The sequence below is a fragment of the Bacillus cereus group sp. MYBK216-1 genome (assembly GCF_051916495.1).
GTDB lineage: Bacteria > Bacillota > Bacilli > Bacillales > Bacillaceae_G > Bacillus_A > Bacillus_A thuringiensis_K.
In genome coordinates, this window is record NZ_JBQAGT010000019.1 from 23,988 (window position 1) to 48,419 (window position 24,432).

A 24,432-nucleotide genomic window follows, 5' to 3' on the forward strand; every position below is an offset into this window, starting at 1 on the left:
TAAGATAAAAAAATACAATTCGACGTGCATAGAAGAACTAATGTGTAAAATACTATATCTAACAGTTGGTGATTTTTACATGAACAGGTAAATTCACCACTTTGATCATCAGTAGAAAGTGAGGCAGCATTAGAATGAAAGCAACTGGAATCGTACGTCGAATTGATGATTTAGGCAGGGTCGTAATCCCGAAGGAAATTCGTAGAACTTTACGTATTCGAGAAGGAGACCCACTAGAAATATTTGTTGATCGCGATGGAGAGGTAATTTTAAAGAAGTATTCTCCAATTAGTGAGCTAGGTGATTTTGCAAAAGAATATGCTGATGCTTTATATGACAGCTTAGGACATAATGTGCTTGTGTGTGATCGAGATTCTATCATCGCAGTATCAGGCGTATCGAAAAAAGAATACTTAAATAAAAGTGTTGGCGATTTAATTGAAAAAACGATGGAAGAACGAAAGTCTGTTATTATGACGGATGAAAGTGATATTTCCATTATTGATGGTGTAACAGAAAAGGTTCATTCTTATACAGTTGGACCAATTGTTGCAAACGGAGATCCGATTGGAGCCGTCATTATTTTTTCAAAAGAAGCTATTATAAGCGAGATCGAGCATAAAGCGGTTAATACTGCTGCCAGTTTCTTAGCGAAACAAATGGAACAGTAAGGGTATATTGATTTTAGAAGTAGCAATCTTTCCTAATTATGATCTTTCTTTTTGAGAAATCAATTATTTGGAGATATATGTATATTGAATGAAGGTAGCACTTTGCTACCTTTTTTCGTTGAATATTTTTAACGTGTAGGAACTCATTATTACCCGTGTTGGTAAGGGAGTTTGTTCTTTTCTTTATGATATAATACGAGAGGTGAGAATAGAAAAAGGAGTTTTCTTGTATGGAAGCGAAGAAGTATCAAGCCTTTTGGCGTGGGGCTATTATATTAACGATTGCAAGTTTTGTTACAAAAGTATTAAGCGCTTTTTACCGTATTCCATATCAAAATATAGCGGGGGATATTGGGTTTTATATTTACCAACAAATTTACCCGTTTTATGGATTTTGTTTAATTTTAGCTACTTATGGATTTCCTGTTATCATTTCGAAAATGGTTGCAGAACGACTAGAGCGGGGAAAACAAAAAGAAGCAGAAGAAATTATTTGTGTATCTTTTTGGTTCTTATTAGGAATTGGTTTTATAGGCTTCTTTACATTGTTTTTTGGGGCTGAAACAATTGCGGTAGCTATGGGCGATATACACTTAGATAAGTTACTACGTGTTATTTCATTTTCATTCTTATTGATGCCATTTTTGTCTGTAGCAAGAGGGTATTTTCAAGGATTTAATAATATGATGCCAACGGCTGTTTCGCAAGTAATAGAACAAACAATTCGAGTTTCTATTATTGTATTTTTATCGCTATTCCTAATTGCTCACGGATTTGATTTATATACAGTTGGTGCAGGGGCTATGTTAGGCTCAATTGCGGGTGGACTTATTGGGATTATTGTACTTATATTGTATATGCGTCAAGATTTTCGTTCTATATTTTTCAAAAGTGCAGCGAGAATTAAGGGTAAAAGGAAGATAGTTAAAATCCTTTTTTGGCAGGGGTTAGCGATTTGTGTTAGTAATTTAGTGCTTATTTTTATACAGATGGCTGATTCAGTGTCCTTTTACAGCTTACTTATTGGTGCTGGAGAACAGGCTGAAAATGCAAAGGTATTAAAGGGTGTTTATGATAGAAGTATTCCGCTAATGCAATTAGGTACTGTTGTGACGACTTCTTTCTCGTTGTCACTTATTCCGATTATTACAGCGGCGAAGGAAAGAGGAGATCTTTCCTTTATTCAAGAAAAGGTAAAGTTAGCAATGAAAATAACATTTGTTATTGGACTTGCAGCAGCTATTGGACTAACTTGTATTATTCAACCTACCAATATTATGTTGTTTGAAAACAGTGATGGATCAGATGTTTTATCTATTTTATCGTTATCTATTTTATTTAGTTCATTGTCAATTACGACAGCTTCTATTTTACAAGGATTAGGGCAAACGTTTAAGCCAGCATTATTTGTTGTATTTGGAGGTTGCTTAAAGTTAGCGTTAAATTATATATTCATGCCTTATTTTGGTGTGAAAGGTGCAGCCTTTGCGACTTTATGTGCGTTAATTATAATCTCTGGACTAAATAGTTTGTTGCTTACGAGAGCTGTATCAGGGGCACTTATCAATAAGCGAAATATGTTAGGGATAGTAATTAGTGGCATTTGTATGGGATTTGTATTAATGATGTTCACACGTGTGTTACATATGTCTGGATTAGTAATTAATACGGAACATAGAGGAAGCGCGACGCTTGAAGCGTTGTTAGGTGTAGCCATCGGCGGATTGACATATATGTTTTTTATTTTGAAATTACGTGTATTTACAAAAAAAGAATTAGGAACCGTTATGAAACAAGAGGAAAAAGAAGGTTCATTGAAGAAGAGTGGATAGAGGTGACTGGTTGTGAGTGGAATCATTACTATTTTAGGTTTAGGAGCTGGTGAATTAGATCAGCTAACGATGGGTGTATATCGAAAAATAAAAGAAGCAGACCATCTGTTTGTTAGAACGAAAGAACATCCAGTTATAGAAGAATTGGAGAAAGAAGGCGTACAATATACGTCTTTTGATGCTGTATATGAAGCACATGATACGTTTGAAATTGTATATGAAACAATTGCGAATAAATTGCTAGAACAAGCTGAAGGTACAGAAATTATCTATGCTGTTCCCGGGCATCCACTTGTAGCAGAAAGAACAGTTCAGCTACTGTTGGAAAAAGGAGAAGTTTCAAATGTTGAAGTGCGAATTGAGGGTGGACAAAGTTTCCTTGATCCTATGTTTGCAAGTCTAAAGATTGATCCGATTGAAGGATTCCAATTACTTGATGCTACATCATTTGAAAGAGGGCAATTAGAACTGCGTCAACATTTAATCTTTTGCCAAGTATATGATGCATTCGTTGCATCTGATGTGAAATTAACATTAATGGAGATGTTACCAGATGATTATGAAGTGTATATCGTAACAGCTGCAGGAACTTCATTTGAACAAGTAAAGAAGGTACCGTTGTACATGTTAGATCATGAAACGGAATTGAATAATTTAACGAGTGTGTACGTGCCGCCAGTTCAGGAGCGTGCGTCCTTGTATCAACAGTTTGATGTTCTTAGAGAAATTATTGCGGAACTTCGTGGTCCAAATGGTTGTCCGTGGGATAAAAAGCAAACACATCAATCATTAAAGAAATATTTAATTGAGGAAGCTTATGAAGTGTTGGAAGCAATCGATGAAGAGGATGATGATCACTTAGTAGAAGAATTAGGTGATATATTATTACAAGTTATGCTTCATGCTCAAATCGGAGAAGATGAAGGTTGGTTCTCTATAGATGATATCATTCGAACTCTATCTGAGAAAATGGTTCGTCGCCATCCGCATGTGTTTGGAAATACGGATGTAAACAGCGCTGATGAAGTGATTGCAAATTGGGAAGAGATTAAAAAACAAGAAAAAGGATTCGTGAAAGAATCTGTTTTAAATGGCGTTCCAAAAAGTTTGCCGCAGTTACTACGCGCCTATGAAATTCAGAAGAAAGCTGGTAAGGTTGGATTTGATTGGGTTGATGTGCAACCGATGATAGAGAAAGCCTTGGAAGAATGGCAAGAGTTCCAACAAGAAGTTACAAATATGGATGAGGAAAAGATGCTAGGTGAGTTTGGTGATTTACTCTTTGCATTTGTTAATATAGCTCGTCATTACAAAATAGATCCAGAAGAGGCGTTACGTTCAACTAATGAGAAATTCACTGGTCGTTTTTTATACATGGAGGCAAAAGTAGCTGAAATGAATAAAGAGATGAAAGATTTATCATTAGAACAGTTAGATGTTTTATGGGAAGAAGCGAAACAGACAGAGCGTTAATAGGGGGATTTGATATGCGTCTAGATAAGTTTTTAAAAGTATCACGTTTAATTAAAAGAAGAACATTAGCGAAAGAAGTAGCTGATCAAGGAAGAATATCTATTAATGGTCAGGTGGCAAAAGCGAGTTCTGATGTGAAAGTAGCTGACGAATTAACAATTCGTTTTGGTCAAAAAATAGTGACTGTGAAAATAAATGAATTAAAAGAAACAACTAAAAAAGAAGATGCAGCAAATATGTATAGCTTAGTTCGTGAAGAAAAAGTAAAAGCGGAAGAAGGCTTGTTCTAAAATCATTTATCCCCTCATACATTACTATTAGCTAGTAAAAACCTATGGGGGGATTTACGTGAATAATGGTTACTCACCTACGTCTTCTAATCAACAAAATGTTTCTGTAGAGCATGACATTATTATGCGTGGCAGGCGTATAATTGATATTACCGGTGTAAAGCAGGTAGAGAGTTTTGATAGCGAAGAGTTTTTACTAGAGACCGTAATGGGTTTTTTAACGATTCGTGGTCAAAATTTACAAATGAAAAATTTAGATGTGGAAAAAGGTATTGTGTCGATTAAAGGGAAAGTTAATGAGATGCTGTATATTGATGAAAATCAAGGGGAAAAAACTAAAGGTTTCTTTAGTAAGTTGTTTAAATGAGCTTAACAATTCAGTTGTATACAATGCTTTCAATGATTGGAATGGGTGCTTGGATTGGAGCGTCTTTAGATACATATCAACGTTTTTTAAAGCGCCAAGAACGTAAACGTTGGCTTGTATTTATACATGATATATTATTTTGGATTGTCCAAGCATTATTCGTCTTTTATGTATTGCTTCTCGTAAATGAAGCTGAGCTACGTATATATGTGTTTTTGGCATTATTATGTGGTTTTGCGGCATATCAAAGCTTACTGAAGGCACTATACATGAAGCTGTTAAATTTTCTCATCTATATTTTTATGCAAACAACATATTTTTTTGTTCGAATTATACAGCTACTCATGATAAAACCTGTTATTATTATAGCGCAGCTATTTATTGCATTTATATTATTCTTATTTCGTATACTGCTTTCAATTGGACATGTGTTATGGAAAATGGTGATTTGGATATTACTTTTCATATGGAAAGTTTTTTTCTGGCCTGTTCGATTTATTGCTTCGCTCATATGGAAACTTCTCCCTAATCGTGTTAAACTTTTTATAGTGAAACATATAGGGTTCCTGCAATATATAGCAAAATTGAAGGGACATATCTTCCAATTATGGGAGCGTATAAAAAAGAAGTTAGGGGGACCTCGGAAATGAGGGAACTGAGACAAAGAACAATCGAAAAACAGAGTCCAAATCCTGTTAAAGAGCATATAATACAAACGGATGAGAACAGGAAGCGACTTTATCGCCGTTTAGCGGTTTTTCTTGTCTTTACTTTTACAATTATTGCGAGTATTAGTGTAACGTTTTATCAACAAAACAGTTCCATTAAAGCAAAAGAAGCAAAAGTTAAGGACATGAAAAAAGAACTGGATTCATTAACGAATAAAGAAAAAAGTCTAAAAGACGAAGTTCAAAAGTTAAATGATGAAGAGTACGTATTAAAGATTGCTAGAAGGGATTATTTCTTCTCTGGTAAAGGGGAGATAATTTTTCCTGTTTCTAAGTAGAGTATGTCTTATTGACACTATATTTTAGGATTATATATAATAAAGTAAAATTTGACTTTTTAACCACTAAGGAGGAGCATTTTTTTTATGTCAATCGAGGTAGGCAGCAAGTTACAGGGTAAAGTAACAGGTATTACAAATTTTGGGGCTTTTGTGGAGCTGCCAGAGGGCTTAACGGGTCTTGTTCATATTAGTGAAGTTGCTGATAACTATGTAAAAGATATTAACGATCACTTAAAAGTGGGCGACCAAGTAGAAGTAAAAGTTATTAATGTTGAAAAAGATGGAAAGATTGGTTTATCTATCAAAAAAGCGAAAGAACGTGAAAAAACAGAAGGAGATCGTCCACGCGGTGAATACCAACGCGGTGGTGATCAACAACGTTCTGGACGTCCACAACGTAATAATCGCTCTTTCAACAGAGATAATCGCGGTGGCGGTAACGACCGAGCTCCGAAAGAAACATTTGAGCAAAAGATGGCACGCTTCTTAAAAGATAGCGAAGATCGCTTAACTTCTTTAAAGCGTAACACAGAGTCTAAACGTGGTGGCCGTGGCGCGCGTCGCGGATAATAAGAACGTTTAGTTTTTAACATATAGAGAGGTACCCAGGGTGATGGCTCAGGGTGCTTTTTTATATGTAAAAATATATTTTTAAAAAAGTTTTTGAGATGTGTTGACTTTAATTAGTATCTGATGTAAGATACTAATTGTCCGTTAAATAAGACGACATGGCGGTGTAGCTCAGCTGGCTAGAGCGTACGGTTCATACCCGTGAGGTCGGGGGTTCGATCCCCTCCGCCGCTATATTTAATTTAACGGCCCGTTGGTCAAGTGGTTAAGACACCGCCCTTTCACGGCGGTAACACGGGTTCGAATCCCGTACGGGTCATCAAAAAAGATCATGCAAATTTGCATGATCTTTTTTTGTTAAATAAATTAAGATATACAACACTTCTACAAAATCACCCTATATTTTCTGAATATTTAATTAAAATATCAAAAATAACTTACATACCGTGTATATCTGTAGAGTTATTTCGAATAAAAAGTCGAACGATTATAAAAGTGAAAACTGTTGTTTTGACAAAAAAACCAACAATCGTCTTTTATAATGACAGTAATTAAACTATGCAGGTGGTGTTAAAAATATGCCTAAAGCAGGAAGGAATACTATGAATACAAGTGCATTGGCAATGAATGAGAGTCAGCTTGGAGGAATAAAGTGGACGAGTAAGTTGCGAATGAAATTTGAGCAAGTTTTCTTTAGATGGGGATTTATTATTGTTGTTATTGGTTTTCTTTTGGGACGAGCATATATATTAACAAATATTTTACCGTTTGCACTGCCATTTTTTGCTGCTGTTTATGTTATGAAGCGGGATAAGATGCCGCTAGCATTTTTAGCTCTAATGGGAGGAGCTCTTTCAGTATCGATAGATAATTTGTTTTTTACCTTTGCATCCATCTTTACCTTCTTCATTTATAATATCTTCTTTAGTCGATTTACACGTAAAACTGTTGGACTTGTTCCATTTCAAGTATTTATCTCCGCATTAACAGCACACTTAGTTGTTGTATATTTTGCGCAACAAACTGTCACCATGTACGATTTACTCGTTAGTACTATCGAGGCTGGACTTAGTTTCGTATTAACTATGATATTTTTACAAAGTGTCCCGCTTTTAGTGGAAAGGAAAGGAAAACAACAGGCATTAGAGACGGAAGAAATTGTTTGTTTGATTATATTACTAGCATCTGTTTTAACAGGTACAACAGATTGGTTTGTATATGATGCTTCTATTCAACATATTTTTACAAGGTATTTAGTGCTAGTATTTGCATTTATTGCGGGTGCTGCCACAGGATCTACAGTGGGGGTTGTAACAGGACTAATATTAAGTTTAGCAAATGTGTCTAGCTTGTCTCAGCTTAGCCTTCTTGCTTTTTCTGGATTGCTTGGTGGATTGTTAAAAGAAGGGAAGCGTTTAGGTGTTAGTTTAGGTTTATTAATTGGGACAAGCTTAATTACATTATATGTAGACAAACAGACAAATATTGTAACAACTTTAATTGAGTCAGGTGTAGCGATTGTTATCTTCTTATTAACACCGCAGCTTGTTTTGGATCGTATTGCTAAATTTATGCCAGGTACACAAGAGCATTCGCAAGATCAACAACAATATTTAAGAAGGATGCGTGATGTTACAGCAAATAAAATCAACCAATTTGCAAATGTATTTGCTGCTTTATCTAATAGCTTTTCTGTATATGGGTATGTAGAGGAAGAAGATAAAGAGACAGAAGCAGATTTGTTTTTGAGTACAATTACTGCGAAAACATGTCAAACATGCTTTAAAAAGGATCAATGCTGGGTAGTGAATTTTGATAAAACGTACGATTATATGAAACAAATAATGAATGAAACGGAAGAAGGAACCCTGCAACATAATCGTAAATTAGTTCGTGAGTGGGACAAGCATTGTGTGAGAGGGAAAAAAGTGACGGATTTAGTAGCAGGTGAATTAGATCACTTCTATGAGGGTCAAAAATTACGAAAACAAATGAAGGAAAATCGTAGAATAGTAGCCGAGCAACTATTAGGTGTATCAAAGGTTATGGAGGATTTTGCTAAGGAGATACAACGAGAGCGTGAAAATCATCAAGTGCAGGAAGAACAGATTATGCAAGCGTTCCGTGATTTTGGTGTCGAAGTAGAGCATGTTGATATTTATTGTTTAGATAGAGGAAGTATTGATATTGAAATGTTAATTCCAGTTGCATCTAATGAACATGGTGAGTGTGAAAAATTAGTTGCACCGATGCTTTCGGATATCCTTAAAGAAAATATTGTCGTTAAACATGAAGAAAAGTCTTCTTATCCAAATGGCCATAGTTTAATATCATTTGGTTCGGCAAAGACGTATTCTCTTGATACAGGATTGGCTACAGCTGCAAAAGGCGGTGGATTTGTTTCGGGTGACTCTTATGCGATGATGGATTTAAGTGTTGGTAAATATGCACTTGCAATTAGTGATGGTATGGGTAATGGGCAAAGAGCTCATATGGAAAGTAAGGAAACGGTGAAATTATTACAAAAAATACTCCAATCAGGCATTGATGAAGAAATAGCAATTAAGTCTATCAATTCAATTCTTTCTTTGAGAACGACAGAAGAAATGTTTACGACATTAGATTTAGCTATGGTAGATTTGCGGGATGCGAGTGCAAGGTTTTTAAAGATTGGATCGACGCCGAGTTTTGTTAAACGTGCAAATAATATTTTGAAAATTGAAGCAAGTAATTTACCGATGGGAATCATCGAAGATGTTGAAGTTGATGTGGTGGGTGAACAATTAAAAACGGGCGATATTCTTATTATGATGAGCGATGGGATTTTTGAAGGAGCGCAGCATGTGGAGAATCATGAATTGTGGATGAAACGAAAAATTAAAGAATTGCAAACCGAAGACCCGCAAGAAATTGCTGATATCATTATGGAAGAAGTGATTCGCTCTTGTGACGGTTATATAAATGATGATATGACTATTGTAGTGGCAAAAGTGAAGAAAAATATGCCCAAGTGGGCTACGATTCCGATTGTAGGAATGCAGGCGCAGTAAAATGTAAGTGGAATGTTTATCTATAATTTGATTTTAAAAACCTAGGTGTATACCTAGGTTTTTTTGTGGAAAAAGGTAATGTTATTAATTTTGTGAATATACACGGAGGATGTAAGATAAAAATGTAATTTTTGTATATCTTTTTTTTGCACAATGTTTGTAAAAGTTGTACCATTGTAGACAAGGCGACTAAGGTTGCTGTTCTTGTTTAATGAAAGGTGATTGCGAAGTTGAAAGATACATTTGTTGAAAAAGTAGATGACTTTGTAAAGCAGCATGATGTATTAAAGAATGATTCAACAATTGTTGTGGGAGTTTCTGGTGGTCCTGACTCGTTAGCGCTTTTATATTATTTATTAGAAAAAAGAGCGGAAAAACAGTTGAAAATTGTAGTTGCTCATGTGGATCATATGTTTAGAGGTGATGAATCTTATGAGGATTTACAATTTGTGCAGGGCCTTTGTGAAGAACTGGGAATTATTTGTGAAACGATAAGGATTAATGTATCACAATATCAACAGCAATACGGAATGAATGCACAGGTTGCTGCTAGAGAATGCAGATATGCATTTTTGGAAAGAATAATGAAGAAATATGATGCAAGATATGTTGCTCTTGGACATCATGGAGATGATCAAGTCGAGACAATTTTAATGCGTCTCGTAAGAGGGAGTACTCCGAAAGGATATGCAGGAATTGCAGTGAAGCGTCCTTTTCATAATGGATATTTAATTAGGCCGTTACTTGGCGTAACAAAGGAAGAAATTGTTGATTACTGTAATAAGCTAAATTTAATGCCACGTATAGATCCGAGTAATAAAAAGGAAGTATATACAAGGAATCGATTACGTAAATATGTCCTTCCTCATTTGAAAGAAGAAAATCCACAAGTGCATGAGAAATTCCAAAAATTTAGCGTGCAGATGCAAGAGGATGAGGCTTATTTGCAGGAATTAGCTTTTGAGAAAATGAATAAAGTAATTACAAAAAAAAGTGATAAACAAATTAGCTTATCAATTCCTGCCTTTGAATCCATGTCTATGCCTTTACAAAGAAGAGGGATTCAACTAATATTAAACTATCTTTATGAATATAAGATTCCATCTTCTCTTTCTTCCATACATATTGACAAGGTGATTGAGTTTTTTAAGCGGACACAACCTTCAGGTTCACTTGATTTTCCGGGTGATTTGAAAATTGTTCGTACATACGAGGAGTGTAGCTTTAGATTTAAACAAGAAATTGTTTCTCCTTTTTTACAAGATTTATCAGTACCCGGGACCATTACGCTATTGAACGGGGATGAATTTGTAACAGAGGTGAGCGAAGATATACCAAGTAACATGAATGAAACAGTATTTGTTGCTAAGTATAATGATATATCATATCCACTTCGTATTCGTTCTAGGGAAAATGGAGATCGCATGTCAATACAAGGTATGAATGGCACGAAAAAGATAAAAGCTATTTTTATCGAAGCAAAAGTACCGAAAGAAAAAAGAGAAGAATGGCCGGTCGTTTGTGATGCAAGTGGGACCATTATTTGGGTACCCTTGTTGAAGCGATCTGCATTTGCAATTTCGAAAGAGATGGCAAAGAAGGATAAATATATGATTATTCACTACAAAAGCAAGGAGTCTTCCGGGAGGATAATGAAATGATGAATCAAGATATCGAAAAAGTATTAATTTCTGAAGAGCAAATACAAGAAAAGGTGCGCGAACTAGGTGCAATTGTTGCAGAGGATTATAAAAACACAGTACCTCTTGCAATTGGTGTATTAAAAGGCGCAATGCCGTTCATGGCAGATTTATTAAAGAGAACAGATACATATCTTGAAATGGATTTTATGGCTGTATCTAGTTACGGTCACTCTACAGTTTCAACAGGCGAAGTGAAAATTTTAAAAGATCTTGACACTTCTGTAGAAGGTCGCGATATTTTAATCGTCGAAGATATTATTGATAGTGGTCTTACACTAAGCTACTTAGTAGACTTATTCAAATATCGTAAAGCGAAGTCTGTAAAAATTGTTACATTATTAGATAAGCCAACAGGCCGTAAGGTTGATCTGAAAGCGGATTATGTTGGATTTACTGTTCCACATGAATTTGTAGTAGGATATGGATTAGATTATAAAGAGCAGTACCGTAATCTTCCTTATGTAGGCGTATTAAAACCAAGCGTTTACTCAAATTAATTAAATATAGGCTTCACAATTGTATAGGAAAGTTTTTCTATGTTACGATTTACTATAGTGTTTATGCCGTGAGAGGAGGTTAGGAATGAATCGTATCTTCCGTAATACCATCTTTTATTTACTGATATTCTTAGTAGTAATTGGAATCGTGAGCTATTTTAATGGTTCGACACAAAAAACGACATCAGTTAGCTACGACAAATTCATTACTAAACTAGAAAGCGGTGAAGTGCGTAATGTGCAACTTCAACCGAAAAATGGTGTATTTGAGGTAAAAGGACAATTTAATAACTCTAGCCAAGGAGAACAATTTGTTACTTATGCACCAAATACTGAGGAATTACAAAAGAAAATTAATGATAAAGCGAAAGGTGCCGAAGTTAAGTATCAACCAGCAGAAGAAACAAGTGCTTGGGTAACATTCTTTACTTCAATCATTCCATTTGTCATCATCTTCATTTTATTCTTCTTCTTATTAAACCAAGCTCAAGGCGGCGGTAGCCGTGTTATGAACTTCGGGAAAAGTAAGGCGAAGTTATATAATGATGAAAAGAAAAAAGTTCGTTTCAGAGATGTTGCTGGAGCGGATGAAGAGAAACAAGAACTTGTTGAGGTAGTTGAATTCTTGAAAGACCCTCGTAAGTTCTCTGAAGTTGGTGCTCGTATTCCAAAGGGTGTCCTATTAGTTGGACCTCCAGGTACAGGTAAAACTTTATTAGCGCGTGCTGTTGCAGGTGAGGCTGGCGTTCCATTCTTCTCTATCAGTGGTTCTGACTTCGTAGAGATGTTTGTCGGTGTCGGTGCATCACGTGTACGTGATTTATTTGAAAATGCAAAGAAAAATGCTCCTTGTATCATTTTCATTGATGAAATTGATGCAGTAGGTCGTCAACGTGGCGCAGGTCTTGGTGGTGGTCATGATGAGCGTGAGCAAACATTGAACCAATTACTTGTTGAAATGGATGGATTCGGTGCAAACGAAGGTATTATTATCGTTGCTGCGACAAACCGTCCAGACATTCTTGACCCAGCGTTATTACGTCCAGGTCGTTTTGACCGTCAAATTACAGTAGATCGTCCAGATGTAAATGGCCGTGAAGCTGTATTGAAAGTACATGCGCGTAATAAACCACTTGATGAGCATATTAATTTAAGAGCGATTGCGACTCGTACACCAGGATTCTCTGGTGCGGATCTTGAAAACTTATTAAACGAAGCTGCTTTAGTAGCTGCACGTCAAGATAAGAAGAAAATTGATATGAGTGATATCGATGAAGCGACGGATCGTGTTATTGCAGGTCCAGCTAAGAAAAGTCGTGTTATCTCTGAAAAAGAACGTAATATCGTTGCTTTCCATGAAGCAGGTCATACTGTAATTGGTGTTGTTCTCGATGAAGCTGATGTCGTTCATAAAGTAACAATTGTCCCTCGTGGTCAGGCTGGTGGATATGCGGTAATGCTTCCGAAAGAAGATCGTTACTTCATGACAAAGCCAGAGTTACTTGATAAAATCACTGGTTTACTTGGTGGCCGAGTAGCTGAGGAGATTGTATTTGGTGAAGTGAGTACAGGTGCTCATAATGACTTCCAACGTGCGACTGGTATTGCAAGACGCATGGTTACGGAATTTGGTATGAGTGACAAACTTGGACCGATGCAATTTGGTAGCTCGCAAGGTGGTCAAGTGTTCTTAGGAAGAGACTTCCACTCAGAACAAAACTATAGTGATGCGATTGCACATGAAATCGATATGGAAATGCAATCAATTATGAAAGAATGTTATGCTCGTGCAAAACAAATTCTTACTGAAAACCGTGATAAACTAGATATTATCGCGCAAACGTTACTTGAAGTAGAAACGTTAGATGCAGAGCAAATCAATCATTTATGTGATTACGGCAGATTGCCAGAACGTCCAACATCTTCAGATGATGTGAAAGTAAACATCAACATGAAGAAAGACGATGAAGATAAAGAAGATAAGTAAGAAAAGAAGGAGTGACTATCGTCACTCCTTTTTTGTTTGTTAAAACCTTTGTTAATTACTATTGAGAACTTAGTGGATAAAGTAATTTAAGTAAAACTAGTATTAAAAATTGAAATAGAGAGCAATCTTTTTGTAAAATGATGAGGATAGGAAAGCTGATTATATAAGTATGTGTGATATGATGTTTTTATAAGTTTTATACATACTGCACAAATATAGATTAAATAAGATAAGTGGTGAGAATATGATTTTTGTATTGGATGTAGGGAACACAAATGCTGTACTAGGTGTGTTTGAAGAGGGGGAACTTCGTCAGCATTGGCGCATGGAAACAGATCGTCATAAGACAGAAGATGAATATGGAATGCTTGTAAAGCAATTGCTTGAGCATGAGGGTCTTTCGTTTGAAGATGTGAAAGGTATTATTGTGTCTTCAGTTGTACCACCAATTATGTTTGCTTTAGAGCGCATGTGTGAAAAATATTTTAAAATTAAACCGCTTGTAGTAGGGCCTGGGATAAAAACAGGACTAAATATTAAATATGAAAATCCGCGTGAAGTAGGCGCAGACCGAATTGTAAATGCAGTAGCAGGAATCCACTTATATGGAAGTCCGCTTATTATCGTTGATTTTGGTACGGCTACTACATATTGTTATATTAACGAAGAAAAGCATTATATGGGTGGAGTTATTACACCAGGAATTATGATTTCAGCAGAGGCTTTATATAGCAGAGCAGCAAAACTTCCTCGTATCGAAATTACAAAACCAAGCAGTGTTGTTGGGAAAAATACAGTAAGTGCGATGCAATCTGGTATTCTTTATGGTTATGTTGGACAAGTGGAAGGTATTGTTAAGCGTATGAAAGAAGAAGCTAGACAAGAACCTAAAGTTATTGCAACAGGTGGATTGGCAAAATTAATTTCCGAAGAATCGAATGTAATTGATATTGTAGATCCGTTTTTAACGTTAAAAGGTTTGTATATGTTATATGAACGTAATGCAAATTTACAGCATGAGAAAGGTGAATAAATACGTATGAAAGATTATTTAGTAAAAGCGTTAGCGTTTGATGGAGAAGTGCGTGCGTATAGTGTGCGTACAACAAATACAGTAAGTGAGGCGCAAAGACGTCATGATACATGGAGAACAGCTTCAGCGGCACTAGGGCGTTCTTTAACTGCGGGTACAATGATGGGTGCAATGTTAAAAGGTGAGCAAAAGTTAACAATTAAGGTAGAAGGTAACGGTCCAATTGGCCCTATCTTAGTAGATGCTCATGCAAATGGAGATGTACGTGGTTATGTAACGAATCCGCATGTTGATTTTGAAGGAACAGAACAAGGGAAGTTACGTGTATATCAAGCGGTAGGTACAGAGGGGTTTGTAACTGTAATTAAAGATATTGGAATGCGTGAGCCGTTTATTGGTCAATCTCCAATCGTTTCAGGAGAATTAGGAGAAGACTTTACGTATTATTTTGCAGTTTCTGAACAAACGCCTTCTTCTGTAGGTGTTGGTGTTCTTGTAAATGGAGATGATAGCATATTAGCGGCAGGTGGATTTATCCTTCAAATTATGCCGGGTGCGCAAGATGAAACGATTTCATTTATTGAAGACCGTTTACAAAAGATTCCGCCTGTATCAACGTTGATTGAACAAGGCCTTTCTCCGGAAGAGCTACTATATGCAGTTCTTGGAGAAGATAAAGTAAAAGTATTAGAAACAATGGATGTTCAATTTAATTGCACATGCTCACGCGAGCGTATTGAGAGTGTATTAATTAGTTTAGGTAAAACAGAGTTAGAGCAAGTTCGTGAAGAAGAGGAAGAGACGGAAGTTCACTGTCATTTCTGTAATGAACGATACAAGTTCTCTAAAGAAGATATTACAAATTTAATCGAGAATTTGTAATAAGGGAATTAAGAGGAGCAATCCTCCAAATGAATTGACAAACAGGGAATTTTCTGACAAAATCTAAATATAAATAAAACCAATAAAAATACTCGGTGTTAGGAGTGACAGGAATGCGAGTGGCACAATCAGTTTCAGAATTAATCGGGAAAACGCCGATCGTTAAGTTGAACCGCATCGTAGAATCAGACAGCGCAGATATATACTTAAAATTAGAATTTATGAATCCGGGGAGTAGCGTTAAAGATCGTATTGCATTAGCTATGATTGAAGATGCTGAAAAAAAGGGATTATTAAAAGAAGGCGATACAATCATTGAGCCGACAAGTGGTAACACAGGAATTGGTTTAGCGATGGTAGCGGCTGCTAAAGGATATAATGCAATCTTAGTAATGCCAGAAACAATGAGTATTGAGCGTCGTAATTTATTACGTGCTTACGGTGCGGAATTAGTATTGACTCCAGGGCCTGAAGGAATGGGTGGAGCAATTCGTAAAGCGACTGAATTAGCAAAAGAGCATGGCTACTTTATACCACAACAGTTCAAAAACCAATCGAATCCAGAAATTCACCGTTTAACAACGGGTCCAGAAATTATTGAACAAATGGGCGACCAATTAGATGCATTTATTGCAGGTATTGGTACAGGTGGAACGATCACTGGTGCTGGTGAAGTACTGAAGGAAGCGTATAAGGATATTAAAATTTATGCGGTAGAACCTGCAGATTCACCAGTATTATCTGGTGGGAAACCAGGTCCACATAAAATCCAAGGAATTGGGGCGGGATTTGTTCCGGAGACGTTGGATGTAGAAGTATATGATGAAATTATTCAAGTGAAAACAGAGCAAGCATTTGAATATGCGAGAAGAGTGGCTAAAGAGGAAGGTATTTTAGTTGGTATCTCTTCAGGCGCGGTTATTTATGCAGCAACAGAAGTTGCGAAAAAGTTAGGTAAAGGGAAAAAGGTACTTGTTATTATCCCGAGTAATGGTGAACGTTATTTAAGTACACCACTTTATCAATTTGAATCATAATTAAATGCGATTGAAAAAGCATCCTTGAAAAAGGGTGCTTTTTCTTTTGGGATTGGAAATAGGAAAAGAGTGAATGACTAGAAAACTTCATGTAAAATAAGAGGTAGTATAATTAAATTATTTTCACTAGCCTTCGAGTATAATCAATCTCTATATAAATAACTTATGTAGTTTGAGCTGGTTTATCTAAGAGGGTGGGATAAAAGAAGACGGGGTGTTGATATGCAACGAAGAAAATCTTTAGCGCTTTCTATTCCATATCAGTTAGATTTCTTTAAGCAATATAAATTTCTTTCTCAGGGTAAATCGCAACATATTTTGTTAGAAAGTGGCCGTGGCGGTCGTTATAACATTGTAGGGCTGAACCCAGTAGCGGTAATCCAAGGGAAGGATGAAACGTTACATATAAGTGAAAGTGGTAAGGAAACAATAAAACGAGGGAATCCGTTAGATTTAATGCAAGAATATATGGAACAATGGAAGACGGACTATAACCCAGAGTATCCGCCTTTTCAAGGTGGTGCAATTGGCTATTTCAGTTATGACTGTATCCGTTATATTGAAAAGCTGCCTTCTCTTGCGGAAGATGATATTAATATACCTGACATCTTCTTTTTATTATTTGATGACGTATTTGTCTATGATCAAAAAGAACAAGTGTTATGGATTATTACGCATTATGTAGATAAATATGAAGAGGCAAAAGAACGGCTAAATGAGTGGAAGGGTCTTTGGATGACGGAAGCGCCTGAAGTGACAGTGCCCTTTGAAAGTCCTGAAAAGAAAAGTGAAGCGGTTGCTTTTACTGAAGCCAGCTTTATGAAGGCAGTTGAATGTATTCAAGAATATATTGGGGCGGGTGATGTGTTCCAAGTAAACTTGTCGACGAGACAAGAAAGAACGTTACAGACACACCCACTAGAAATTTATACAAGTCTTCGTGAAATTAATCCATCTCCATATATGGGTTACCTGGAGCTTGGGGATTTTCAAATTGTTAGTGGATCGCCAGAGTTGTTAATTAAGAAACAAGGAACTGAAGTAAGTACAAGACCAATTGCTGGAACGAGATCTAGAGGCGCGGATGAGCAAGAGGATGAAGAATTAGCAAGAGAATTAATTGAGAACGAAAAAGAAAGAGCAGAGCATGTAATGCTTGTGGATTTAGAAAGAAATGATTTAGGACGTGTTTGTAAATATGGCACTGTAGAAGTAGATGAATTTATGGTAATTGAGAAATACTCACATGTTATGCATATTGTTTCTAATGTGCGTGGTGAGGTGGAAGAAGATAAAGATGCTTTTGATTTAGTGAAGGCTGTATTCCCTGGGGGAACAATTACTGGTGCCCCGAAAATACGTACGATGGAAATTATTGAGGAATTAGAACCTGTTCGAAGAGGGATTTATACAGGTTCAATCGGTTGGATTGGTTATTCTGGAGATACAGAATTGAATATTGTAATTAGAACACTTCTTGCTAAAGATGGAAAAGCTCATGTACAAGCAGGGGCGGGAATTGTAATTGATTCAAATCCAGAAAATGAATATAAAGAGTCGTTAAAAAAGGCGATTGCTTTATGGCGTGCAAAAGAACGTAGCGAAGAAACGGTTAGGTGAGAGAAATGATATTAATGATTGATAATTATGATTCTTTTACATTTAATTTAGTGCAGTTTCTTGGAGAACTTGGACAAGAGCTCGTTGTTAAACGTAACGATGAAGTGACCATTTCAGATATTGAGAATATGAAACCAGATTTTCTAATGATTTCTCCAGGTCCATGTAGTCCTAATGAAGCGGGGATTAGTATGGAAGTTATTAAATACTTTGCTGGAAAGATTCCGATTTTTGGAGTTTGTCTTGGGCATCAATCCATTGCACAAGTGTTTGGTGGAGAGGTTGTCCGTGCAGAACGATTAATGCATGGGAAAACGTCGCTTATGCATCATGATGGAAAGACGATTTTTTCGGATATTCCTAATCCGTTTACTGCGACGCGCTATCATTCCCTTATTGTTAAGAAAGAAACGTTACCCGATTGCTTAGAGATAACATCTTGGACAGAGGAAGGAGAAATTATGGCACTTCGTCATAAGACATTGCCGATAGAGGGTGTGCAATTCCATCCGGAATCTATTATGACTTCTCATGGGAAAGAGTTGTTACAGAATTTCATTTGTAAATACAGGCCAAGTGCAACATTATGTTAATTTACGTAAATGGTCAGTATGTAGAAGCAAGTGAAGCGAAAATTTCTCCTTATGATCATGGTTATTTATATGGTCTTGGAGTTTTTGAAACGTTTCGTATTTATAATGGTCATCCTTTCTTATTGGATGATCATTATGATCGTTTAATAGAAGCGCTGGATACATTGCAAATTAAATGGACAATGACAAAAAATGATGTGATGCTTATTTTAAAAAATTTACTCGCTAAGAATGAATTGGAGCATGCATATGTACGTTTTAATGTATCAGCGGGTATAGATGAAATAGGATTACAAACGGAAATGTATGAAGAGCCTTCGGTTATTGTTTTTATAAAACCTTTAACAGCGCCGGGGGATGTAGCGGAAAAAGAAGGTGTTATTCTAAAACAAGTGCGAAATACACCGGAAGGAACATTTCGCCTGAAGTCTCATCACTATTTAAATAATATTTTAGGGAAGCGTGAAATTGGAAATGTTGTGAGTAAGGAAGGTATTTTCCTTACTGAAGCAGGTTATGTTGCAGAGGGTATTGTTTCGAATCTATTTTTTGTGAAAGGTGATGTTTTATATACGCCTTCGTTAGAGACAGGGATTTTAAATGGTATCACTCGTGCGTTTATTATAAAGAGTGCTGAACAATTAAATATAGAAGTAAAGGAAGGTTTCTTTACAAAAGATGAGCTACTTTCAGCGGATGAAGTCTTCGTAACAAACTCCATTCAAGAAATTGTTCCGCTTTATCGTATAGAAGCGCAGGATTTCCCGGGTAAAGTAGGAGTGGTTACAAAAAGTTTAATGTACCTTTATGGAATGCAAAGAGAGAAATTATGGAGCAGAAATGAATTACGAAGAGGAGATGCGTAGTTTGAAGTGGGATTATGATTTACGCTGCGGCGAATATACATTGAATTTAAATGAAAAAACATTAATCATGGGAATTTTAAATGTAACACCAGATTCGTTTTCTGATGGTGGGAGTTACAACGAGGTAGATGCTGCGGTACGTCACGCAAAAGAAATGCAAGGTGAAGGTGCTCATATTATTGATATTGGTGGCGAATCTACTCGCCCAGGTTTTGCTAAAGTATCAGTAGAAGAAGAAATAAAGCGAGTTGTCCCGATGATTCAAGCAGTTTCAAAAGAAGTAAAATTGCCTATATCTATCGATACATATAAAGCTGAAGTTGCAAAGCAAGCAATTGAGGCTGGTGCTCATATTATTAATGATATTTGGGGAGCGAAGGCGGAGCCAAAAATTGCTGAAGTCGCAGCTCATTATGATGTACCCATCATTTTAATGCATAACCGTGATAATATGAATTATCGTAATTTAATGGCGGATATGATTGCTGATTTGTATGACAGTATTAAAATTGTTAAAAATGCTGGTGTGCGAGATGAGAATATTATTTTAGATCCAGGTATCGGTTTTGCTAAAACACCTGAGCAGAACTTAGAGGCGATGCGTAATTTAGAACAGTTAAATGTGCTAGGTTATCCGGTTCTCTTAGGTACTTCGAGAAAGTCCTTTATTGGGCACGTATTAGATTTGCCAGTAGAGGAACGCCTTGAGGGAACGGGAGCTACTGTTTGTCTTGGTATTGAAAAGGGCTGTGAGTTTGTTCGTGTCCATGATGTGAAAGAAATGGCGCGTATGGCTAAAATGATGGATGCGATGATTGGTAAGGGGGTAAGGTAATTGGATAAAATTTATATCCATGATATGGAGTTTTATGGTTATCATGGTGTGTTCCCAGAGGAGAATAAATTAGGTCAGAGATTTAAAGTTGACTTAACGGTGGAGTTGGATTTAAAGTGTGCAGGGGAAAGTGATGACTTAGAGCATTCGGTCAATTATGGAGAGCTTTTCGAATTATGTAGAAAAGTTGTTGAGGATAGAAAGTATAAGCTTGTGGAGAGTATCGCTGAAAATATTGCTGCAGATATATTAAAACAGTATGAAAGTATTTCGCGCTGTACAATTAAAGTAATTAAGCCGGATCCACCGATACCGGGTCATTATCGTGCTGTAGCAGTAGAAATTACGAGAGGACGTCCATGAACAATATAGCTTACATTGCATTAGGGTCAAATATTGGAGAGCGTTATACGTATCTAACTGAAGCGATTCAGTTTTTAAATAAAAATCCTTATATTCAGGTTGATGATATTTCATCTGTATATGAAACTGAGCCAGTTGGCTATACTGACCAAAGTTGCTTTTTAAATTTAGTTATAAAAATTTCTACCAATTTATCACCACAAGAATTATTGAAAGTAACACAAAAAGTAGAAAATGACCTAGGAAGAAAAAGGGAAATTAGGTGGGGGCCGAGGACTATCGACCTTGACATTTTACTTTATAATCAAGAGAATATTGAAGCAGAGAATCTTATTGTTCCGCATCCGCGGATGTTTGAAAGAGCTTTTGTTATCGTTCCGTTGTTAGAGATTAATCAAGACATAAAACAAAACATTTCACGTTCACAAGTAGAAGAAATGAAAAGGCGAGAGGGAGTAACGGTATGGAAGCAGAAAAATGGGGAAGACGCATTCGTGCTTTTCGAAAGCTAAAAGGCTATACACAAGAAGGTTTTGCTAAAGAACTAGGGGTATCTGTATCTGTTTTAGGTGAGGTTGAGAGAGGGAATAGATCGCCTTCTCAAGATTTTGTAGTAGAAGTTGCCAAGGCATTAAATGTTTCAATAGAGGAATTAATGCCAAAGTGATTGTACAGGAAGGAGTAGATTGATTGTTAAAGATTGCAAATATCGAGATGAAAAATCCGGTTGTACTAGCACCGATGGCGGGAGTGTGTAACTCTGCATTCCGTTTAACAGTAAAAGAATTTGGTGCCGGCTTAGTTTGTGCTGAAATGGTAAGTGATAAGGCAATATTGCTTAATAATAAAAGAACATTAGATATGTTATATATCGACGAGAGAGAAAAGCCATTAAGTTTACAAATTTTTGGTGGAGAGAAAGAAACTCTTGTAGATGCTGCGAAATATGTAGATAAATATACGACAGCAGACATAATTGATATTAATATGGGTTGTCCAGTGCCGAAAATCGTTAAATGTGATGCGGGGGCAAGGTGGCTTTTAGACCCGAATAAAATATATGAAATGGTAGCAGCGGTTGTAGATGCTGTTGAAAAGCCGGTTACAGTTAAAATGCGTATCGGTTGGGATGAAGAACATATTTTCGCAATAGAAAATGCTAGGGCTGTTGAGCGTGCTGGTGGCCAAGCTGTGGCGGTTCACGGACGTACACGAGTGCAAATGTATGAAGGAAAAGCGGATTGGGATATTATTAAACAAGTAAAACAATCTGTAAATATCCCGGTTATCGGAAATGGTGATGTCGCAACGCCGCAAGATGCAAAGCGTATGCTTGATGAAATTGGTGTAGATGGTGTTATGATTGGTCGTGCTGCTCTTGGAGATCCGTGGATGATTTATCGTACGGTAAAGTATTTGGAGACGGGTGAATTAATGCCGGAACCAACAGTGCGCGAGAAAATTGATGTATGTATGTTGCATCTAGATCGTCTTATCGACTTAAAGAATGAAAGTGTCGCTGTAAGAGAGATGAGAAAACATGCAGCTTGGTATTTAAAAGGTGTTCGTGGTAATGCGAGTGTACGTAATGGTATTAATGCTTGTAACACACGGGAAGACCTTGCGAATGTGTTAGGTACATTTGTAGAAGAAGTGGAAGCGAAACAACAAACAATTTACGTTGGTTAATAATGGACATAGGAGATTGACATTCTTCTATACACTTCCTATAATTACGTGAAAGAAAGAAGAGCTGCCAGTTAGTTGCTGGCAGTTTTTCTAGTTGAGTAGAAAATGCTATACTGTATATATTGTAAAATTAAATAGAGCTGGAGTGATATCAATATCATGGATAACATGAACCACGAAGAATTAAACGACCAATTGATTGTTCGTCGTGAAAAGCTACATAATTTACGTGAACAAGGAATTGACCCGTTCGGTAAAAGATTTGAACGCACAAATTCAACAACTGACTTAGTGAGTCTATATGGAGAGTTCTCTAAGGAAGAATTAGAGGAGAAGGAAATCGCTGTTTCTATCGCTGGTCGTATTATGACAAAACGCGGAAAAGGGAAAGCTGGATTTGCACACGTTCAAGATTTACATGGACAAGTTCAAATTTATGTTCGTAAAGATGCTGTTGGAGATGACGAGTACGAATTATTTAAAACAGCAGATTTAGGTGATTTAGTAGGTATTGAAGGTAAAGTGTTCAAAACAAACGTTGGAGAACTTTCAGTAAAAGCAACAGGCTTTACGCTATTAACGAAATCTCTTCGTCCATTACCAGATAAATACCATGGATTAAAAGATGTTGAACAACGCTACCGTCAACGTTACTTAGACTTGATTACAAGTATGGAAAGTCGTGAAACGTTCGTTACTCGTAGTAAAATCATTCGTGAGATGAGAAGATACCTAGATGACAACGGTTATCTTGAAGTGGAAACACCTATGATGCATGCAATTGCAGGTGGAGCTTCTGCGCGTCCTTTCACTACACACCATAATGCGTTAGATATGGAATTATATATGCGTATCGCAATTGAGCTACATTTAAAGCGTCTTATTGTGGGTGGTTTAGAAAAAGTATATGAGATCGGCCGTGTATTCCGTAATGAGGGTGTATCAACTCGTCATAACCCTGAGTTTACGATGATTGAATTATATGAAGCATACGCTGATTATAAAGATATTATGAAGTTAACAGAAGATATGGTTGCTCATATCGCGAAAAAGGTACTGGGTACAACAACAATCCAGTATGGTGATTATGAAATTAATCTAGAACCAGAATGGACACGTCTTCATATGGTAGATGCGATTAAGCAATACTCTGGAGCTGATTTCTGGAATCCGATGAGTGTAGAAGAAGCGCGTGAACTTGCAAAAGAACATAATGTAGAAATTAAAGATACAATGGAAGTTGGTCATATTATAAATGAATTCTTCGAACAAAAAGTAGAAGATAAATTAATCCAACCAACATTTATTTACGGTCATCCGGTAGAAATCTCGCCGCTTGCGAAAAAGAATGATGAAGATCCACGATTCACAGATCGTTTCGAATTATTTATCGTTGCACGTGAACATGCAAATGCATTCACTGAATTAAATGATCCAATCGATCAAAAAGAACGTTTTGAAGCGCAATTAAAAGAGCGCGAACAAGGTAATGACGAAGCTCATATGATGGATGATGATTATATTGAAGCTCTTGAGTACGGTATGCCTCCTACGGGTGGATTAGGAATTGGTATTGATCGTCTAGTTATGTTATTAACAAATGCACCATCTATTCGTGATGTATTATTATTCCCTGCTATGCGCCATAAACAAGACTAAGCTTTGGAGATTTCTCCAAAGCTTTTTTTATTTGAGCATGAGTTGCGCGGGTATAGTAAATCTTGATAGTGCGAGAAATTATATTTATATAGAAGAAATGTGCTGTTTTTATACTTTTTTACTAAGTTAAAAATTTTATTAGAAAAACTATTGCATTTTAATAATCAAACTGGTATATTTATATTCGTTGCCACGAAAGGTAACAAACAAAACAAACGAAAAACAACTTATTGAAAAAAGTTGTTGACGAAAATATAACGAAATGTTATATTGATAAAGTCGCTTCCGAGCGACGAAGTAGTTCTTTGAAAACTGAACGAAACAAACAACGTGAAACGTCAATTTTTATTTTAGATGCTAGACAAACTAACTTTATTGGAGAGTTTGATCCTGGCTCAGGATGAAC

At 36.4% G+C, this 24,432-nt stretch carries 24 protein-coding genes and 2 tRNA genes; all 26 read left to right on the forward strand.

Features of this window, described 5'->3' with window-relative positions; translation table 11 throughout:
* The first annotated feature begins 134 nt into the window (after window positions 1-134).
* The 26 genes from spoVT to lysS all read left to right on the forward strand — a co-directional run bounded on the left by spoVT (window position 135) and on the right by lysS (window position 24,026).
* A complete protein-coding gene (gene spoVT / locus ACTFRH_RS28925; RefSeq protein ID WP_000648302.1) occupies window positions 135-671 on the forward strand; it encodes a stage V sporulation protein T in 537 nt (178 codons plus the stop codon).
* A 230-nt stretch (window positions 672-901) separates the two neighbouring features.
* A complete protein-coding gene (locus tag ACTFRH_RS28930) occupies window positions 902-2,503 on the forward strand; it encodes a putative polysaccharide biosynthesis protein (RefSeq protein WP_000387584.1) in 1,602 nt (533 codons plus the stop codon).
* A 12-nt stretch (window positions 2,504-2,515) separates the two neighbouring features.
* The gene (mazG, locus tag ACTFRH_RS28935; protein ID WP_000014239.1) at window positions 2,516-3,976 is read left to right on the forward strand and encodes a nucleoside triphosphate pyrophosphohydrolase; all 1,461 of its coding nucleotides are present in this window, start codon (window positions 2,516-2,518) and stop codon (window positions 3,974-3,976) included.
* Between the two features lie 14 nt (window positions 3,977-3,990).
* Window positions 3,991-4,266 (forward strand): RNA-binding S4 domain-containing protein, encoded by a 276-nt coding sequence (locus ACTFRH_RS28940; protein ID WP_001234876.1) that lies wholly within the window; start codon window positions 3,991-3,993, stop codon window positions 4,264-4,266.
* A 58-nt stretch (window positions 4,267-4,324) separates the two neighbouring features.
* Window positions 4,325-4,633 (forward strand): sporulation protein YabP, encoded by a 309-nt coding sequence (yabP, locus tag ACTFRH_RS28945; protein WP_001059104.1) that lies wholly within the window; start codon window positions 4,325-4,327, stop codon window positions 4,631-4,633.
* Window positions 4,630-5,283 (forward strand): spore cortex biosynthesis protein YabQ, encoded by a 654-nt coding sequence (gene yabQ, locus ACTFRH_RS28950; protein WP_000059773.1) that lies wholly within the window; start codon window positions 4,630-4,632, stop codon window positions 5,281-5,283. Before yabP ends, yabQ begins: the two co-directional genes overlap by 4 nt.
* Window positions 5,280-5,639: a cell division protein DivIC gene (gene divIC, locus ACTFRH_RS28955; protein WP_001208739.1), complete on the forward strand. Its 360-nt coding sequence runs from the start codon at window positions 5,280-5,282 to the stop codon at window positions 5,637-5,639. The genes yabQ and divIC overlap by 4 nt, the downstream gene beginning before the upstream one ends.
* A gap of 87 nt (window positions 5,640-5,726) precedes the next feature.
* Complete coding sequence (locus ACTFRH_RS28960) at window positions 5,727-6,212, forward strand: S1 domain-containing RNA-binding protein (protein WP_000021451.1); 486 nt, start codon at window positions 5,727-5,729, stop codon at window positions 6,210-6,212.
* A 160-nt stretch (window positions 6,213-6,372) separates the two neighbouring features.
* Window positions 6,373-6,446: transfer RNA gene (locus tag ACTFRH_RS28965), tRNA-Met, on the forward strand.
* A 13-nt stretch (window positions 6,447-6,459) separates the two neighbouring features.
* Window positions 6,460-6,531 (forward strand) — tRNA-Glu (locus tag ACTFRH_RS28970).
* A 259-nt stretch (window positions 6,532-6,790) separates the two neighbouring features.
* Window positions 6,791-9,262 (forward strand): stage II sporulation protein E, encoded by a 2,472-nt coding sequence (gene spoIIE / locus ACTFRH_RS28975; RefSeq protein WP_001123553.1) that lies wholly within the window; start codon window positions 6,791-6,793, stop codon window positions 9,260-9,262.
* A 230-nt stretch (window positions 9,263-9,492) separates the two neighbouring features.
* Window positions 9,493-10,923, forward strand: a complete 1,431-nt coding sequence (gene tilS, locus ACTFRH_RS28980; RefSeq protein WP_000655468.1) for a tRNA lysidine(34) synthetase TilS — start codon at window positions 9,493-9,495, stop codon at window positions 10,921-10,923.
* Window positions 10,920-11,462, forward strand: a complete 543-nt coding sequence (gene hpt, locus ACTFRH_RS28985; RefSeq protein ID WP_000981844.1) for a hypoxanthine phosphoribosyltransferase — start codon at window positions 10,920-10,922, stop codon at window positions 11,460-11,462. The genes tilS and hpt overlap by 4 nt, the downstream gene beginning before the upstream one ends.
* A gap of 85 nt (window positions 11,463-11,547) precedes the next feature.
* A complete protein-coding gene (gene ftsH / locus ACTFRH_RS28990) occupies window positions 11,548-13,449 on the forward strand; it encodes an ATP-dependent zinc metalloprotease FtsH (RefSeq protein WP_001079674.1) in 1,902 nt (633 codons plus the stop codon).
* Between the two features lie 244 nt (window positions 13,450-13,693).
* Window positions 13,694-14,482: a type III pantothenate kinase gene (locus ACTFRH_RS28995; RefSeq protein WP_000578368.1), complete on the forward strand. Its 789-nt coding sequence runs from the start codon at window positions 13,694-13,696 to the stop codon at window positions 14,480-14,482.
* 6 nt (window positions 14,483-14,488) lie between these two features.
* The gene (hslO, locus tag ACTFRH_RS29000) at window positions 14,489-15,364 is read left to right on the forward strand and encodes a redox-regulated molecular chaperone HslO (protein ID WP_000656372.1); all 876 of its coding nucleotides are present in this window, start codon (window positions 14,489-14,491) and stop codon (window positions 15,362-15,364) included.
* 113 nt (window positions 15,365-15,477) lie between these two features.
* Window positions 15,478-16,401 (forward strand): cysteine synthase A, encoded by a 924-nt coding sequence (cysK, locus tag ACTFRH_RS29005; protein WP_001261712.1) that lies wholly within the window; start codon window positions 15,478-15,480, stop codon window positions 16,399-16,401.
* Window positions 16,402-16,623: 222 nt separating this feature from the next.
* Entirely contained in the window at window positions 16,624-18,021 is a 1,398-nt protein-coding gene (gene pabB / locus ACTFRH_RS29010; RefSeq protein ID WP_001189714.1) for an aminodeoxychorismate synthase component I, read from the forward strand.
* Between the two features lie 5 nt (window positions 18,022-18,026).
* On the forward strand, window positions 18,027-18,614 hold the full coding sequence (gene pabA / locus ACTFRH_RS29015; RefSeq protein ID WP_000602295.1) for an aminodeoxychorismate/anthranilate synthase component II: 588 nt from the start codon (window positions 18,027-18,029) through the stop codon (window positions 18,612-18,614).
* Window positions 18,608-19,480 (forward strand): aminodeoxychorismate lyase, encoded by an 873-nt coding sequence (gene pabC / locus ACTFRH_RS29020; RefSeq protein ID WP_000909875.1) that lies wholly within the window; start codon window positions 18,608-18,610, stop codon window positions 19,478-19,480. The genes pabA and pabC overlap by 7 nt, the downstream gene beginning before the upstream one ends.
* Window positions 19,455-20,315 carry a dihydropteroate synthase gene (gene folP / locus ACTFRH_RS29025; protein ID WP_002164271.1) on the forward strand — a complete coding sequence of 287 codons (861 nt, stop codon included), beginning with the start codon at window positions 19,455-19,457 and terminating at the stop codon, window positions 20,313-20,315. Before pabC ends, folP begins: the two co-directional genes overlap by 26 nt.
* Window positions 20,316-20,678 (forward strand): dihydroneopterin aldolase, encoded by a 363-nt coding sequence (folB, locus tag ACTFRH_RS29030; RefSeq protein WP_000358055.1) that lies wholly within the window; start codon window positions 20,316-20,318, stop codon window positions 20,676-20,678.
* A complete protein-coding gene (folK, locus tag ACTFRH_RS29035) occupies window positions 20,675-21,190 on the forward strand; it encodes a 2-amino-4-hydroxy-6-hydroxymethyldihydropteridine diphosphokinase (RefSeq protein ID WP_001059450.1) in 516 nt (171 codons plus the stop codon). Before folB ends, folK begins: the two co-directional genes overlap by 4 nt.
* Window positions 21,142-21,345, forward strand: a complete 204-nt coding sequence (locus ACTFRH_RS29040) for a helix-turn-helix domain-containing protein (RefSeq protein ID WP_000387031.1) — start codon at window positions 21,142-21,144, stop codon at window positions 21,343-21,345. The genes folK and ACTFRH_RS29040 overlap by 49 nt, the downstream gene beginning before the upstream one ends.
* 23 nt (window positions 21,346-21,368) lie before the next feature.
* Window positions 21,369-22,367 (forward strand): tRNA dihydrouridine synthase DusB, encoded by a 999-nt coding sequence (gene dusB, locus ACTFRH_RS29045; protein WP_000912251.1) that lies wholly within the window; start codon window positions 21,369-21,371, stop codon window positions 22,365-22,367.
* A 159-nt stretch (window positions 22,368-22,526) separates the two neighbouring features.
* Window positions 22,527-24,026 (forward strand): lysine--tRNA ligase, encoded by a 1,500-nt coding sequence (lysS, locus tag ACTFRH_RS29050; RefSeq protein ID WP_000369668.1) that lies wholly within the window; start codon window positions 22,527-22,529, stop codon window positions 24,024-24,026.
* Window positions 24,027-24,432 lie beyond the last annotated feature (406 nt).

Excerpts from the sequence above, each read along its gene's own strand:
- spoVT (WP_000648302.1), top strand. The coding sequence starts at position 135 with ATGAAAGCAACTGGAATCGTACGTCGAATTGATGATTTAGGCAGGGTC.
- ACTFRH_RS28930 (WP_000387584.1), top strand. The coding sequence starts at position 902 with ATGGAAGCGAAGAAGTATCAAGCCTTTTGGCGTGGGGCTATTATATTA.
- ACTFRH_RS28940 (WP_001234876.1), top strand. The coding sequence starts at position 3,991 with ATGCGTCTAGATAAGTTTTTAAAAGTATCACGTTTAATTAAAAGAAGA.
- yabQ (WP_000059773.1), top strand. The coding sequence starts at position 4,630 with ATGAGCTTAACAATTCAGTTGTATACAATGCTTTCAATGATTGGAATG.
- divIC (WP_001208739.1), top strand. The coding sequence starts at position 5,280 with ATGAGGGAACTGAGACAAAGAACAATCGAAAAACAGAGTCCAAATCCT.
- ACTFRH_RS28960 (WP_000021451.1), top strand. The coding sequence starts at position 5,727 with ATGTCAATCGAGGTAGGCAGCAAGTTACAGGGTAAAGTAACAGGTATT.
- spoIIE (WP_001123553.1), top strand. The coding sequence starts at position 6,791 with ATGCCTAAAGCAGGAAGGAATACTATGAATACAAGTGCATTGGCAATG.
- hpt (WP_000981844.1), top strand. The coding sequence starts at position 10,920 with ATGATGAATCAAGATATCGAAAAAGTATTAATTTCTGAAGAGCAAATA.
- ftsH (WP_001079674.1), top strand. The coding sequence starts at position 11,548 with ATGAATCGTATCTTCCGTAATACCATCTTTTATTTACTGATATTCTTA.
- ACTFRH_RS28995 (WP_000578368.1), top strand. The coding sequence starts at position 13,694 with ATGATTTTTGTATTGGATGTAGGGAACACAAATGCTGTACTAGGTGTG.
- hslO (WP_000656372.1), top strand. The coding sequence starts at position 14,489 with ATGAAAGATTATTTAGTAAAAGCGTTAGCGTTTGATGGAGAAGTGCGT.
- cysK (WP_001261712.1), top strand. The coding sequence starts at position 15,478 with ATGCGAGTGGCACAATCAGTTTCAGAATTAATCGGGAAAACGCCGATC.
- pabB (WP_001189714.1), top strand. The coding sequence starts at position 16,624 with ATGCAACGAAGAAAATCTTTAGCGCTTTCTATTCCATATCAGTTAGAT.
- pabA (WP_000602295.1), top strand. The coding sequence starts at position 18,027 with ATGATATTAATGATTGATAATTATGATTCTTTTACATTTAATTTAGTG.
- pabC (WP_000909875.1), top strand. The coding sequence starts at position 18,608 with ATGTTAATTTACGTAAATGGTCAGTATGTAGAAGCAAGTGAAGCGAAA.
- folP (WP_002164271.1), top strand. The coding sequence starts at position 19,455 with ATGAATTACGAAGAGGAGATGCGTAGTTTGAAGTGGGATTATGATTTA.
- folK (WP_001059450.1), top strand. The coding sequence starts at position 20,675 with ATGAACAATATAGCTTACATTGCATTAGGGTCAAATATTGGAGAGCGT.
- ACTFRH_RS29040 (WP_000387031.1), top strand. The coding sequence starts at position 21,142 with ATGGAAGCAGAAAAATGGGGAAGACGCATTCGTGCTTTTCGAAAGCTA.
- lysS (WP_000369668.1), top strand. The coding sequence starts at position 22,527 with ATGGATAACATGAACCACGAAGAATTAAACGACCAATTGATTGTTCGT.